At 60.5% G+C, this 15174-nt stretch carries 5 protein-coding genes; 2 read left to right on the top strand and 3 right to left on the bottom strand.

Features of this window, described 5'->3' with window-relative positions:
* Positions 1–214: 214 nt before the first annotated feature.
* Both ACE3PP_RS10750 and ACE3PP_RS10745 read right to left on the bottom strand, forming a co-directional pair.
* Positions 215–9895, bottom strand: coding sequence for a DUF5801 repeats-in-toxin domain-containing protein (locus ACE3PP_RS10750; RefSeq protein ID WP_374381767.1), 9681 nt, complete (start codon positions 9893–9895; stop codon positions 215–217).
* Between the two features lie 280 nt (positions 9896–10175).
* Positions 10176–10826: a ribbon-helix-helix domain-containing protein gene (locus ACE3PP_RS10745; RefSeq protein ID WP_374381764.1), complete on the bottom strand. Its 651-nt coding sequence runs from the start codon at positions 10824–10826 to the stop codon at positions 10176–10178.
* 188 nt (positions 10827–11014) lie between these two features.
* On the opposite strand from ACE3PP_RS10745, the gene ACE3PP_RS10740 reads away from it, so the two are divergent.
* Positions 11015–11365 (top strand): hypothetical protein, encoded by a 351-nt coding sequence (locus tag ACE3PP_RS10740; protein ID WP_374381762.1) that lies wholly within the window; start codon positions 11015–11017, stop codon positions 11363–11365.
* 41 nt (positions 11366–11406) lie between these two features.
* On the opposite strand, the gene ACE3PP_RS10735 is transcribed toward ACE3PP_RS10740, so the two are convergent.
* A complete protein-coding gene (locus ACE3PP_RS10735; RefSeq protein WP_374381759.1) occupies positions 11407–11718 on the bottom strand; it encodes a hypothetical protein in 312 nt (103 codons plus the stop codon).
* Between the two features lie 313 nt (positions 11719–12031).
* Here ACE3PP_RS10735 and ACE3PP_RS10730 point away from each other — a divergent pair, with 313 nt between their 5' ends.
* Positions 12032–15166, top strand: a complete 3135-nt coding sequence (locus ACE3PP_RS10730; RefSeq protein WP_374381756.1) for an EAL domain-containing protein — start codon at positions 12032–12034, stop codon at positions 15164–15166.
* Positions 15167–15174: the final 8 nt, after the last annotated feature.

The raw sequence follows: 15174 nt of genomic DNA, 5'->3' as shown, positions 1-15174 counted from the left end.
CGGCCCATTCCGGGGCGTTTTCGGCACCTTACCCGCAACCCGGACGCGCTCCGCCTCCCCTTCCCCAAAACACGCTCGGACAAGAGCTTAGGCCGATTTGGTTAACCGGAGGTTTCAAAGCGCCAGCCAACCCCACGAATCGGGTGGGAGCCGGAAAAAGAAAAGGGCGGGACCCGAAGGCCCCGCCCTATTCCACGCCCCAAGTCCCGAAGGATCAGGTGTTGAGGTGCAGGTTCACACCGAGGTCGTTGTCGACATAGACCGTGGCGGTGTTGCCGCCAACCGTGGCCTGGAAGACGTCGTAGGTGCGACCGTCGCTGCCGACAACATCGTTAGCAACCGAGCTCCAGCTGCCGGTGTTATTCGACAGATGGACCACGTCGCTGCCGGCATCGGCACGGATGAACAGCGTGTTTTCGCCGTCCGCCATGTCGAGCACCGACTGGGCGTCGAGGGTGATGGTCTGGGCACCGTTGCCTTCAAGGCCGATGACCTCAACGTTGCTGATGCCGTTGTGACCGCTGTTGGTCCCCGTACCCTCGAAGTTCCAGCTGCCCCCGGCACCGAGACCGCTCATGTCGATCATGTCGTCGCCGTCGCCGCCATTGATCGAACGCGAGTTGCTCTGCATGTCGGCCAGATCGATCAACATGGTGTCGTTGCCGGAACCGCCATGGTACTTGTCGAAGCCGGTGCCGCCATCGAGGTAGTCGTTTCCGTCACCGCCATTCAGCGTGTCATTGCCATTGTTGGCCTGCACCCAGTCGTTGCCATCACTCGCATTGATGATGTGCCCGCCACTCTCGCCATCAATCAGCTTATACGATGTTGTGCCGCCAAAGCTGTTGTCGTTATAGGTCGTATCATTGTTGGTGTAGTCGTTATTGGTGAGGGTATCTGTCGCACCCTGCCCGTAGCTCCCCGGAGCCGAGGCCGGATTCGGGATGTCGTTGTCGACGATCGTCACGACGCCCGTGTTGTCGGTGATCACACCACCGTTCGCAGCCGACAGAAGGACCGAGAGTGTTTCGGGCACTTCGTAGGTGCTGTCGGGGGTCGTCTGCAGCGGCACCAGCTTCTCGGTTTCGCCAGCCGCGAACGACACCAGGACGTTCGTGAGCGCGGTGAAGTCCGAGCCGCTTGCCGTGCCGTTGCCGCCACCAGTCGCGGTGTTGAGAGTGACCGAAACCGGACCGGTCGCAGCTTCGGACAGCTTCACCTTGATGAAGACCTGGCCGCCTTCAACCACGACCGCATCGTCCACCGTGATATTCGGGATGACTTTGTTCTGAACCGTGATCGCAAGCGTACCGGTTACACCGTCGTCGTCACCGTCCACCGTGGTGTAGGTGAAGGACAATGGAGTGTTGGCATTCACGCTCCCGGCTTCGAACAAGTACTCGCCGGCGGCGTGGCCGTTATAGCCCTTGCCATAGACGGTGAGCGTACCAGCCGGGGTCACGACGGTGATGACGCCGTTTGCATTCGGCAGGTAATCGACCAGGTTGAACGTGATCTTGCTGATCGCCTGGGTGGCCCAGCCATCGGCACCCGGCTGGTCGTTGACCAGCAGATTGCCGGTGCTGCTGCCACCGCTCACGAGATCGCCAAGCACGGTCTCGAGATTGGCAACATTCGCAACCGGGATGACCAGACCGGCCGGGTCTGAACCGGCGCCACGACCGTCATAGGCGATCGGGCTGAGTTCCAGCAGCGCATTGCCGCTGACCGCATCCGGCCCGATGCCAATCGCATAAGACAGAATGTCATTGGTGTTGAGGAAGCTCTCCCACGCAGCCTGCTCGTTCGCACCGATGCCCTGATCGCCGCTGGTGCTGCCGCTCGGGCCATTGTCGTTGTTGAAGCCGTCAGCATTTGAACCCTGGTTCGGCTCGCCATCGGACACGAAGAACGAGACGTTCGCGGCGTCCGTCAACTTGCCCGGCTTGTTGAACGCGTTCATGCCGGTCAACAGGCCAACATCGTAGTTGGTGTTGGAGATGGTGCTGGCTGCATTGACCGCCGCAACGAGCTGATCGTAGGTCATCCAAGTTGCGCCATGAACCACACCGGTCGCACCGAAGGTCGCCAATTCAAAGCGGACATTCGGGTCTCCCGCGGCGGTGAAGTACTTCAGCGCCGTGGCGATGACCGCTTCCTTGGCCAGTTCCAGGCGGCTCTTGGAATTGCCCGGATCGACCGTGTTCATGCTGCCCGTGACGTCAAGGATGAACAGCACATTAGCCTTGCCACCCGACGTCTCTTCAGTCACGGACACGGTTTCACCCGTGACGATCGGCATATCGTCGTCGATCGTGATGTTCAGATCGTGGCTGGTGTCGCCGGCACCATTGTGCGCCGTCACCTTGACGTTGATGGACGGATCCGTCTTGTTCTCGTTGTCACCGGCACTGTGTTCGATCGACTGATGCAGCACAACTTGGTAGTTGCCGTCATTGGCGATGTTCACTTCAAGTACCGCGTTGCCCTGGCCATCGACCAGAACTAGATGCTGCGCCGTGCTGGAGCCGCTGACAACCGGGTGCGTGCCGTCATGCAGGGTGATGTTGTTGAGCTCACTCGGCAAGATCGAGACTGCAAGGGTTCCGGTATCACCGCCCCAATTCACGTTCACCTGGCCGTTATAAACGGCCTCGCTATTCGAGCTGTGGCCACCGACCAGATCATCCGTGCCATTCTGGGTGTTCAGATCGGGGTTGGCACCGTCCGGCTTGCCGCCCTGACCGTCATTGAGGCCGTCTTCGTCGACGATCACCTGCGACAGTTCAAAGCTCGGCTTGTTGTAGGTCTGCTTCGTGGTGATCGAGAAAGTCGCCTCGTCCACGTCGCTGTCGCCGTCCTTCAAGCGATAGGTGAAGTTGAAGGTCTGCTGGCTGCTGCCCGTCTGGTCGAAGTACCAGGAACCATCCGGATTGATGTGGAGCGAGCCGACGCCGCCGGTCGGGATATCGACGCCGGCATCACCGACGGTGACCCAGTTCCCATTCTCCAGCTTGATCTCGCTGATCTTGGCGCCGTCGGCACCGACCATGTCGGCACCGTTGACGCCGTTCGCCTGGCTTTCGGCACCCGTGATGACGTTGCCGGTCAGCTCGTGCTGGCCATCAGCCGTACCCTGGATGACTGACAGAACCGTGTAGGCACCGTCGTCCGCGGCGTAGGGCATATCATCGTCGATCGAGACGTTGATCTGACCGGTCGCGGTGTCGCCGTTGCTGTCGGTCGCGATCAGCGGGATCGACACGTTGACATTGTCTTCGGTGCCGATACCGTCGTGCTTCAGCGGCTGCTTCAGCTCGAACTGCCAGGTCCCGTCGCCGTTGGCGCTGGGGTTCGGGCCGGACAGCGAGATCGTGAACACGACGTTCGCGATGTTGCCGACATAGCCGACCGCCTGGTTGCCATTCACCACATGCCACAGCACCGGATCGCCGTTCAGTGTCTGAAGACCCGTGGGCGAATTTTCGACCGCGTTGATCGCGACCGTGCCCGGGGCGTCGGACTTGAAGTTGGCGTCATAGTGGCCGCTGCAGCTGGCGGAGTTGCTGCCCGGATCGTCACCGGTCGAAGCCGCCGGCAGATCCTTGTTGCCGTTGCTCAGATGATCTTCGTCCACCAGGCCGGTCTTGGCCTGGACGGTCTGGTCGTAGCTGACCGTCAGGGTCGGAACATCGTTCTGGTCGATGGTGACCTTGATGCAGCCCGGATCCTGGTCGCCGTCGCGATCGGTAACGATCGTGCGGAACTCGATGGTCGGGTCAGTTTCACCGTCGATCGTCTGGAACAGCTTGAAGGTGTATTCCTTCGTCGCATCGTTGATGGTCAGCTGCCAAACCAGCACGCCGCCAGCCATGCCAACGATGGTGTTGCCATCGAAGCTGACCTGGTTGATGACCTCGACACCATTGTGGAAGACACTGGTGTGGCCACCATTCTCGACCGCCAGGGCGATGCCGCCGTCGGCCGCCGGGCCATCGGCACCGAAATCGGCGCAGACCGTCCCTTTGATCTCGGTCGGCGTGACGACTTCGGTCACCAGGTCGAGCGTCACCGACTTCACATTGTAGTCGCTGCTGTCGCCGCCCTGGTTGCCGTTGCCGTCCGTGGTACCCGGCAGGGCCGCGAAACGGATTTCATCGAAACCGGCCGGGAACGAGATCGGCAAGGTGAAGTGGCCGCTGCCGTCGAGGGCCACGAACGCCACCGGACCGGCAACCTTGACGCCGTCACGATAGAGCTCGTAGGTGCCGACTTCGTCACCCACCGAACCTTCCTGACCGAAGAAGACGTTCATTTCGACCGAGGCGCTGACGGCATACTTGCCGGCCGCGGCTTCGCCCGCGTCATTCTGCAGTTCGAAGATCATCACTTCAGACGAGGTGTCGCCGGGGCCGTCGCCGAGATAGTTGATCTCGTTGAAGCGGGCTTCCCCGTCACCATCGACCGACGAGGTGACGCCCCAGGCGTTCACGCCGCCTTCGTTCTGGTTGACGTTCAGCGAAGCATTCGCGTCGCCCGGCACCTGGACGCGGATCTGAACCATCGCGTTGTTGGTGTGGTCCGGATCGATCGTGATGTGGTCCGAGGGGACCAGCACGACATTCGACACTTCCTTGATCGTCACAGCTTCGAGGCAGCAAGCGTCGGGGCTGTCATCGTTCACATTGATGACGACCGTGCCCGGCACCGCATCCCCATCGGCGTCCTTCGCCGTGAAGCCGAATTCGAGGCGAACCATGTCTTCGTATTCGGTGCCGCCCGGATTGTTGTTGTAGTCGGCATCGTGCCACGGATGGTCGATCGGCGCCTTCAGCTGGAAGTCGATCGTGCCCGTGTTCTGGTGCACGGTCAGTTCGAAGACCGTGACGCCGCCGGCCTTGCCGGTCAGCACGTTGCCGGCCCACGACAGGACGACATCAACGCCACCGGACTTCAATGCCATCGGCGTGCCGTTCGCATCCTTGGCGACAATCGTCGTCGAGAAGGCAATCGGATTGGTCGTCGGACCGTCGGTGCCATAGTTGATGTTCAGCGACTTACCGGCAAAGCCGATATAGTCCGGGGTGCCGCCGTTGGCGTCGCCCGGGCCGCCCTGGATGCCGCCCGGCAGGCCGTCATTGTTGGAGCCGTCGTTGTTGAAGTTCTTGCTGTCTTCATCAACGGTCCACTGGACGGTCTCACCGACCTTGGGGCCGTCATCCTCGATCTTGAACACGCCCTGGCCGAGGTTGATCGACGCGCTGTCGCTGTCGCCGTCCGCATCGGTCAGCTTCTGGATGATCTTCAGCCAGCTGGCATTGTCCATGTTCAGCGTCTGACTGTCGTCATCGCTGCCCGTGTTGCCGTGCCAGATGTTCTTCTGCTGGCTGAACGTCACGTTGCCGTTCTGGTCGACCGTGATGGTGAAGTAGTCCTGGCCGTTCTGGCTGGTACGACCGTGGATCTCACCATTGATCAGGTAGAGATTGATCTCGGTGCCCTGGCCATAACCATCACCCTGCGCCGACGTGTCGGTCGGGTCGAGCGTGTAGAGGCCCGAACCGGCGCCGTTGTGATCCAGCGACAGCGCGTAGGAGACGCTGCCCGGGCCGTCGGAGCCGAAATCGAACGTGCCGCCGTTGAGGTTGAAGTTTTCGGCGAAGTTGACCGAGACGGTCTGCTTGCCGGCCGGATCGCTGTCACCATCGGTCTCGGAGCCGATCGGGCGGGTCTCGTCAAGGACGAGGGTCGGAACCGCAACGCGGCCGTCGACGGTCGCATCGGGGCCGTCATCTTCGATCTTGAAGACGCCCTGGCCGATGCTGACGGAGGCGGAATCCGAGTCACCATCCGCGTCGGTGAGGGTCTGGACGAGCTTCAGCCAATCCGAATGATCGAGGTTGAGCGTCTGGCTGTCATCATCGTTGCCGGTGTTGCTGTGCCAGATGTTCAGCAGCTGCGTGAAGGTCACGTTGCCGTTGGCATCAACCGTGATGGTGAAGTAGTCAGCGCCGTTCTGGCTGGTGCGACCGTGGATCTCGCCATTGATCAGATAGAGGTTGATTTCCGAACCCTGGCCGATGCCGTCACCCGGCGACGCCGTCTTGTCGCTGGGATCGAGCGCATAGAGGCCCGAGCCGGCACCATTGTGGTGCAGCGAGAAGGCGTAGGTCGCCTTGCCCGGACCATCCGAGCCGAAATCGAAGCCGCCACCGGGATTGAAGATCCCAGCAAAGCTCGCGGTCGTGGTCGCCTTGCCGGCCGGGTTGTTGTCGCCGTCGGTCTCGGTGCCCAGCGGACGGGTCTCGTCCAGCACCAGCACGGGGGTCGCGACACAATCGTTGACCTGGGCGTTGGGGCCGTCGTCCTCGATCTTGAAGACGCCCTGGCCGAGGTCGATCGACGCGCTGTCGCTGTCGCCATCGGCGTCGGTCAGCGTCTGAACGATCTTCAGCCAGCTGGCATTGTCCATCGTCAGCGACTGGCTATCGTCGTCGCTGCCGGTGTTGGCGTGCCAAATGTTCTGCTGCTGGCTGAACGTCACGTTGCCGTTCTGGTCAACCTTGATGGTGAAGTAGTCCGGGCCATTCGCGCTGGTACGGCCGTGGATTTCGCCATTGATCAGATAGAGGTTGATCTCCGAACCCTGGCCGATGCCGTCGACACCATTGACCGTGTCGCTGGGGTCGAGCGCATAGAGGCCCGAACCGGCGCCGTTGTGGTGCAGAGACAGCGAATAGGCAACGCTGCCCGGGCCGTCGCTGCCGAAATCGAGGTTGCCGGCGTTGAAGTTGGCGGCAAAGCTCGCGGTCACAGTCTGCTTGCCGGCCGGGTTGTAATCGCCATCGGTTTCGGTGCCGATCGGACGGGTTTCGTCCAGCACCAGCGTCGCCACCGGCTTGCACTGGTCGACCTTCGCGTCGGGGCCGTCGTCCTCGATCTTGAAGACGCCCTTGCCGAGATCGATCGCAGCGGTATCCCAATCGCCATCGGCGTCGGTCAGCTTCTGCACGATCTGCAGCCAGCTGCCGCTGTCCATGTTCAGCGACTGGCTGTCGTCGTCATTGCCGGTGTTCGAGTGCCAGATGTTCTGCTGCTGGCTGAACGTCACATTGCCGTTCTGGTCGACGGTGATCGTGAAATAGTCCGAACCATTGGCGCTGGTGCGCCCGTGGATCTCGCCATTGATCATATAGAGCTTAATCTCAGCGCCCTGGCCGATGCCGTCACCGGGGCTCGCCGTCTTGTCGCTGGGATCAAGGGCGTAGAGGCCCGAACCCGCACCATTGTGATGCAGCGAGAGCGAATAGGAGACGCTGCCCGGACCGTCGGTGCCGTAGTCGAAACCACCACCGGGGTTGAAATTGTCGGCAAAGCTCGCCGTGACGGTCTGCTTGCCGGCCGGGTTGTAATCGCCGTCCGTCTCAGTGCCCAGCGGACGGGTTTCGTCCAGGACCAACGTGTCGGTCGGGACGCAATGATTGACCTGCGCGTCCGGGGCGTCGTCGATGACGGCGACCTTCAGCTGCGCGGTGACGGTGTCACCGTCGAAGTCCGTCGCCTGGAAGTACAGGATCGGCTTGCCGTCGGCACCGAGGAGCTGGATCGGCTCATTGGCCGAGTTGTCCCAATCCGGCTGCGCGGCACTGCCCGCCACCGGGCTGTTGATCTGGTGGTACTGGACGAAGCTCAGTTCGCCTGAATCCGGATCCAGCGTCAGCACGAAGACCGGGATGGCATTGCCCGAACCGTCGAGGCAATGGTTGCCACCCTCGGCAACCGCAGCCGCGAACGCTTCCTGCTCCGCTTCGGTCGGCGGCGAGGCCAAGCCGATGATGGTGTTGGCATCCAGCTGATAGGCCCAGACCTCGACGATCTGACCGTCGACCGTGATGGTCCAGTTGAGGAGAACCGCGTTGCTGGTCTGATTTTCGCTGGTCGACTCATGCATGAACAGTTCGAAGGCGTGCTTGTCGGTGCCGCCATCGTCATTGCCGATCAGCACACCGTTCGCATCGTAGTTCTTCTGCGAACCGTCCGTGCCCTCGCCCTGGTCGTTGTCTTGGTCGAACAGCGTCGTGCCGGCCTGGTCGTTGCCCTTGGCCTTGCCGTCGGCACCGAAGCTCACTTCGAGCTGGCTCTTGGCCGAGCCGATCGCCTCGGCGCAGAAATTGCCGTTCTGCAGGAATTCCGGCGAAAGCTTCGACAGGATCCCCTGCTGATAGTTGATGTCGACATCTTCGCCGCTGGCAAAGCCGTGGCCGATGCCATCGAGCTTCCAATCGGCCGACCAGATCGGCCAGGGGCTGCCCGTATCGTCAGTGGTCTCATAACCGCCCGGAGCCCAGCCATTGCTGTCATAGGGCGTATGCTGGACGCCGGCGCTCTCATCATGACCGATGGTCAGGTTGATCTGCTCGATGCCGATCGCGACATCGCCAAAGCAGGGAACCTTCACATAGCAGACTTCGCCGAGGAACGGCTTGTCGTCGATGTCCTGGAATTCCAAGGCCTGCGGGAAGTCGCTCGGCACCGGCGCGCTGTCGCTGTCGTCAAGGAAGAACGGCACCTTGATGCTGAGGATGTCTTCGACATTCTTCTCCGGGTGATCGAGCACGCCGTAGATCGAGAAGGTGATGCCGAATTCGGCATTGCCGGCCGGGTTGGTCTCGCCGCCATTGACGACGTCGTCATCGACGCCGATCGAGAACACGACCACGTTCACCGCGCAGCCATGCTGGATGACCGTGTAGTAGCCAATGACCATCTGGCCCTGGCCGTCATTGGCGCCGGGCGAGCTTTCCGGAACTTCCGGCAGAAGTTCGAAAGTCAGTTCGTGACCGTGCGAGGTCAGGTTCATGGCCTCGAGCTGGGTGATCAGCGGCACGTCACCGGTGCCGTCGCCGTTGCTGTCGAGCACCAGCTTGCCGGGCAGATCATTGAAGAAGTTAGCTTCGACCGTCGCCGTCACCGAAAGCGGTTCGCGATCCTGGTCGATGCCACCCGGGAACGGGCCGTTATTGTCGTCGGAAATGAAGGGATAGAGATCGCTCTGGCCGGGCGTCCCGACGTTCGGATTGAAATCCGTCTGGCTGCCTTCTTCGTGATCCTTGGTGTCGAACGGATCGTTGCCGTCGTCATAGGTGTTGCCCAAGACCCACTTCGGAGCGCCCTCGCCTTCACCCTGGAAGCTCGCGCGGGCCTCGGGCTGGTCTTCGGGGACGTCGTCCTTCGGATTCAGACGATCGATGAGATTGTCGGAACGGTGGCCGTGGAAGTCATCTTCGTTGACCGGATTGGCCTGGGTGATGCTGACGACCGTCGGCAGCGTGTCGACTTCATCCGCCTCGATGATTTCGCGGTATTCGTTCTGGATGAGGTTGTACTGCAGCTGGGTCGGATCAAGACCGCCGATCGCATTGAGACCACCGATGCCGGCCAGCGGATCGAACGGGCTGAAGAGGCCGCCATTGTTGTCCGGGCCAGCGCCCTGATCACCGGCGCCGGGACCGGCTGCCGTCTGGATGTCGAGGTTCGGATCCGTGGCAGCGAGCACCGCGGCGACGTCGACCGACTTGCCGTCATTGCCAACGATGGTGATTTCGCCCTGCCCGACCGCATCGGCGTAACCAACCAGGATGACCGTGACGTCACCAACCTTGACCGCCAGGTTGCCATTGTCGCCGAGGCGCGCAACCAGGCCATCGGCCGGGAACGGCAGCTCGACCGTTTCGCCCGGCGTCACCTGGACGCGGACGACGTTTTCGCCCTGGGGGACCTGCACCTGGACCGGCGCGCCCGACTGGGTCACTTGCGCATGGTCGATATCGCTCTCGTGGATCGTCGAGGCGGTGTTGGCGGCGTCGGTCTGGTTGTGGGTGTTGTCGGTGGCCATAGCTCGCTCCAATAGGTCGGTTAACTAGGAGGGCAGGTCCTGAAAAAATCTCCGTGGGTACGGAATAATCCCAGGGCCGCGAGGAATGCTGAGACAATAAGTTCTGAGGTGGGGGGCGCTCAACGGCCACTCCGCCCGCATCCATACATGCGGGTGTGCGCCATATCGTTTTTTGGGAAAATTTGGAATAATTTCGGGCTAAGGACGTACTGCTTTATCACAAAGCGCCGGCCTCGCGTGCCGGTTGCGGCCCAAGGGCGGCTGCCTTCCTGTCAGAATATCAAGATATTTCAATCATTAAGATATAGGCCAGATCCCCCTCCGCCCGACGCAGAATCGGACAGATGTTGGCCTTGGCCATTATCAACCTACCCGGGCGTAAGCACACGATCCGGGCTGGATAAATCTGGTTCCGGCCCTGCGCAAACTGGTCGACGATCTGGGCCAGCGGCAAGGAAGATTTCACCTGGAAATACTGGTCGAGCGGCTTGCCGACCAGCGCCGATTCCCCGAGGCCCAGCCACTTTTGGGCCGCTGCGTTGGCCTTCAGCATGACGCTTTGGCCGTTGGCGACAAAAGCGGGCACCGGGCAAGCATCGGCTATCAGCGCCGCCGAGACGCCCTGGCCAGACATGGATTGCTGGCGCACGCGGTCTTCGAGATCACCTATTTGCTGCTTGAGCTCGGCCAGACATTGGGCCCGGACCGTCGCCGAGAAATTGCCTTCGTGATTCGTGGCCGTCGACAATTCGTCAACAAGTTGGTTCAGGCGCATACGCCGACGCGCCGCGGCCTGTTCCAAGGCTGCCCAAGAGGCCTGATCGAGCTTCAGTGAATATCGCCGCCCACGATACTGAACAACCCGATGCACCAATTTCGGGTCCGGCAGCGCCTTCGCAAGCGCCGCCGTTGTTTCACGCTGCAACTCCATCCGAAGCAACCCCTTACTTACCGGCAAGCGCCAACAGCATCAAAACGCGCGGCCCTACCACCCCAAGTATAAGCACACACGACAGTGTGACACATTTTGAGGGTTCCTGGCTAGTGCCTCATTTCCACTTTCAGCGAAGCCCTTTAACTGGCTAGAATGACGAACTTTCCGGTGTGGGGGATCTTGTTATGCCTTTCGTGATGCGGGACGCCAATGGCCAAATCCTGGCCATCTACCGCGAGATGTCGGCTGGCGCCGAAGAGTATCTCCCGCCAAACCACCCGTCAGTTCAGGAATTCGTTCACCATAACGGCTCCGGCCACGGCGAAAAGCCGACGATGCTGCAGTCCGATTTGGACATGATCCGCGTCTATGAGGATCTGACGGATATTCTCCTCAGCAAGAACATCGTCATGCTGACAGATTTCCCGCCGGCAGCGCAGGATAAGCTGATGCGGCGCAAGCGGCTGCGGTCGTCACTCAGCCCGATTACCGAGCTGTTGGACAGCACCGATGAAGACGATCAGGAACTTCTATAAGGGAATGCAGATCGGCCTGATACCCTAAGGGGTCTGGGCTTTTAACCGATCTGGTGTTCCACCGAAATGCTCAGGCCAGGCGAATAGTAAAGCTTGGTCCCGTCTTCAAAGACCCAATACTGCAGGCCTTTGACCTCAATGCCACCATCAGTGACATGAGCGTCGGCGATGCCACTCTCCAACAACCGCAGGTCCGTGACGATGTTGAGGCAAGGGTCGTCCCCCTCATTGAGGATAACGATCTCTCCATTCGCATCTGGCAACAGATCGGCAAGGTTCAGAGTGAATTGCGGGCCGATCTCCTGAGAGAGGCCAACGGGCGTGGTGTAGTGGTTTGCTTCTATCTCGTTCATGTCTGCGCTCATCCCTTGCGCTGCAAACATTAAAATGCTGCATAAAAGCTAATCGAATCGATCCTATCCCGCAAGACGGCCACAGAAATCTTGCAGTGGCCGCAAATCTTCATATTTAACATCAACTAATTCATCTACCTTATTGATTATAATTTATAATATATGATGATTCGCGTTATTAACTATAGCTTAACTATAACCTAAAAATGTGAGTCGATGCTGAATTTGAGACAAATCCGCCATGCTTCGAGTTGAATTCGCTCTCTATTGAAGACCATTCTCCTGCGGACACTTGCAGTAGGGAATCGGTCAATTGACTGAAGATGCCGACGCAAAGCAGGCCCGGATGGGCTTGGCAAATCGAGGGGCGAACGCACGCATCGGGCTGCGCGCACGGCTCGCCTGGGATCGCACGGGATTGGTCGTGGTTGCCGCGATTTGCCTCGGTATCAGCCTTATTAGCTATATCGCACCCGACCAGCTGGAGCGCATCGAGCGACTGACCCTGAACTCGCGCTTTCTTTTGCGCGGCCCCGAGATCGCCAGTGGCGATGTTGTTGTGGTCGGTTTCGATGAGGAATCAACCAAGGCACTTGGTCGCTGGCCGATCAGCCGCCGCGTCATTGCACAGGCGATCGATCAAGTTGCAGGCGCTGGAGCCAAGACCATCGCCATCGACTATCTGTGGATCGAGCCGGAGCCCGATCTGTCCGAAGACCTCCGCCGGGATCTTGCAAATCTGGCGACAAAATTCTCCGACAGCAGCGCGGCCGCTCGAGAGCTCATGGCACTCGCCGATGGCCGCTCTGCCGACACAGCGTTGACGACAGCCATTTCGAAGGCCGGCAACGTGATCCTGCCCATGTCATACACGCCCGACACAGGCAGCAAGGAAACCCCGGGCGAAATCACGCCATGGGCCTTTGCCAGGACAAAGCCAGCCTGTCAGCCGGACAATGCCGCCCAGTTCGCCGACGGGATGCTCTCGCCTCTGCCGGAGTTGGCCAGGGCAGCGAGAGGCGGTGGCAATGTCAACATCAACATCGATGTCGATGGCGCGCCTCGGTTCGACTATCTCGCCACCTACTTTGACGGTGACTGTTTCCCATCGCTGGCGCTGGCAGCGACCGTCCACTATCTGGGGCTGGACTGGCAGAAGGTTCAACTCGATCTCGGTTCTACCCTCCATCTCGACGAAAGCAGATCCCTGCCGATTGACTATGACAACAGCATCCTCGTGAACTATCTCGGCGATCAGAGTGTCATACCGACCGTCTCATTCGCCGATGTCATTGACGGGTCCTTTCCGCCGGGTACGTTCAAGAACAAGCTGGTTATTTTCGGCACCAATTACCAAGGCGGTACGGACTATGTGCGGACGCCGTTCGACGCCTACATGCCGGGTGTCACCAGGCATGCCAATATCGCCGAGCATCTCATTCATGGCGGTAACCTTTCACGTCCCGAATGGACATACGCTTTGTGCCTCGGAGCGATCGTCGTTCTTGGTGGTTTGGCGGCCTTTGTCGCGCGACGCCTGCCGATTGCGCCCGGCATTGTCGGGAGCCTAGCCCTCGCCGGTGGCTGGTCGGGGGCTACCTACTTCGCGCTATTTCCAGGTGGGGTCTGGGTAAACCTCGTCTACCCCGTGTCTTCGATCATCCTCAATGCCGTTGCACAATTGGCTCTGCGCAGCATGACTGAGGAGCGCGAGCGCCGGCGTGCCGAGCGGAATCTGCGCGAAAGTGAAGAACGCTATGCCCTCGCCGCCCGCGGTGCCAACGATGGGTTGTGGGACTGGAATCTGGTCGACAACACGCTCTTCACCTCGTCGCGCTGGCAGCAGATGCTGGGGTTGCGTCCCGACCGTATGGCCGGTCAACCGGGCGATTGGTTCGATCGCGTTCATCGCGATGACATCGACATGATGCGCGCCGCAATCGACGCGCATCTCAGCGGCAGTTCGACTCATTTCGAGCAGGAACTGCGGATGCGCCACGGTGACGGCAACGACCGCTGGGTCGCCATCCGCGGCATGGCCGTGCGCGATCCTTCGGGAAAGCCGACCCGTTTCGCAGGGTCGATGACCGATATCACGCTGCGGAAAAAGGCCGAGCAGGAACTGCTCTTCAACGCTTTTCATTCCCATCTGACCAAGCTGCCCAACCGGTCCCTGTTGATCGAACGCACGGACCAGGCACTCCAGCTTTGGGCGAATGACACTCAATCGGATGTCGTTCTGGCCATCCTCGATATTGACCGCTTTGGCCACTACAATGAAACGCTTGGCCAGAAAGTTGGCGACGACATTCTGATCAGCCTGGCGCGCGGGCTGGAAGCAATCGTTCGCCCGGAAGACACCTTGGCGCATCTCGGCGAGGACGAGTTTGCCATTGCCCGTTTCATCGCCGGCGATGTCGAACACGGGATCGAGGATTTGATCGGCCTGCTGAAATCAGTCCTCGCGCAGCCGATCGAGATAGACGGCCGACCGGTCGAGATCGAAGCGTCGATCGGCTATGTCCGCGCGTCCCATGCGGCAGGCGCCGTCGGCGATGAGTTGCTGCGCGATGCCAACCTGGCACTCTACTGGGCGAAGGCGCGCGGGCGCGGCCAGGTCGTGCGCTTCGAGCCGACGATGCATCAATCAGCGATGAAACGCTTCGGCCTCGAGGCCGATATGAAACGGGCCATCGTCGAAGGCGATCAGTTCGAGCTTTTCTATCAGCCGATCATCGCCCTGTCCGACGGGCATATTCATGGCTTCGAAGCACTGATCCGCTGGCGTCATCCCGAACGCGGCCTGATTTCACCGGTCGATTTCATTCCGCTCGCCGAAGACACCGATATGATCATTGATATCGGCCGCAAGTCGATCATGGATGCGGCTCGACAGATTGCGGCCTGGATGCCGGCGGAAGGAGACCCGCCGCAGATCGCCGTGAATGTCTCCGGCCGGCAGTTCGGTGCCATCGGCCTGGTCGAGGACATCGAGCGTGCGATCAAGGTGACCGGAATCCCGGCGCAGGCCCTGAAGCTTGAGATCACCGAGAGCCTCATCATGGACAACCCCGAGCGCACCAACGAGGTCCTGCGCAAGCTCATCGCTCTGGGTTGCAAGGTTTCGATCGACGATTTCGGCACGGGCTATTCCTCTCTCAGCCATCTCCATCGCTTCCCGTTCCATACGCTGAAGGTCGATCGGTCCTTCGTCATGCGCATCACCGACAGCAAGGAAGGGCTGGAGATCGTCCGCGTTATTGCGAGCCTCGCCCATATCCTGGAGCGCGACGTCGTCGCCGAGGGGGTCGAAACCGAGGAACAGGCGGCCGAGTTGAAGCGCCTCGGTATCCAGTTCGGCCAGGGCTATCTCTACGCCAAGCCGCTGCCGGCGGCGGAAGCCTCTGTCTTCCTCGCCCGCAACCGCGAGAAAATGCGCAAGCACTAGCGGCCACT

It is taken from the genome of Dongia sp. (assembly GCF_041910485.1).
GTDB lineage: Bacteria > Pseudomonadota > Alphaproteobacteria > Dongiales > Dongiaceae > Dongia.
This window is presented reverse-complemented; position numbering and strand designations above follow the sequence as displayed.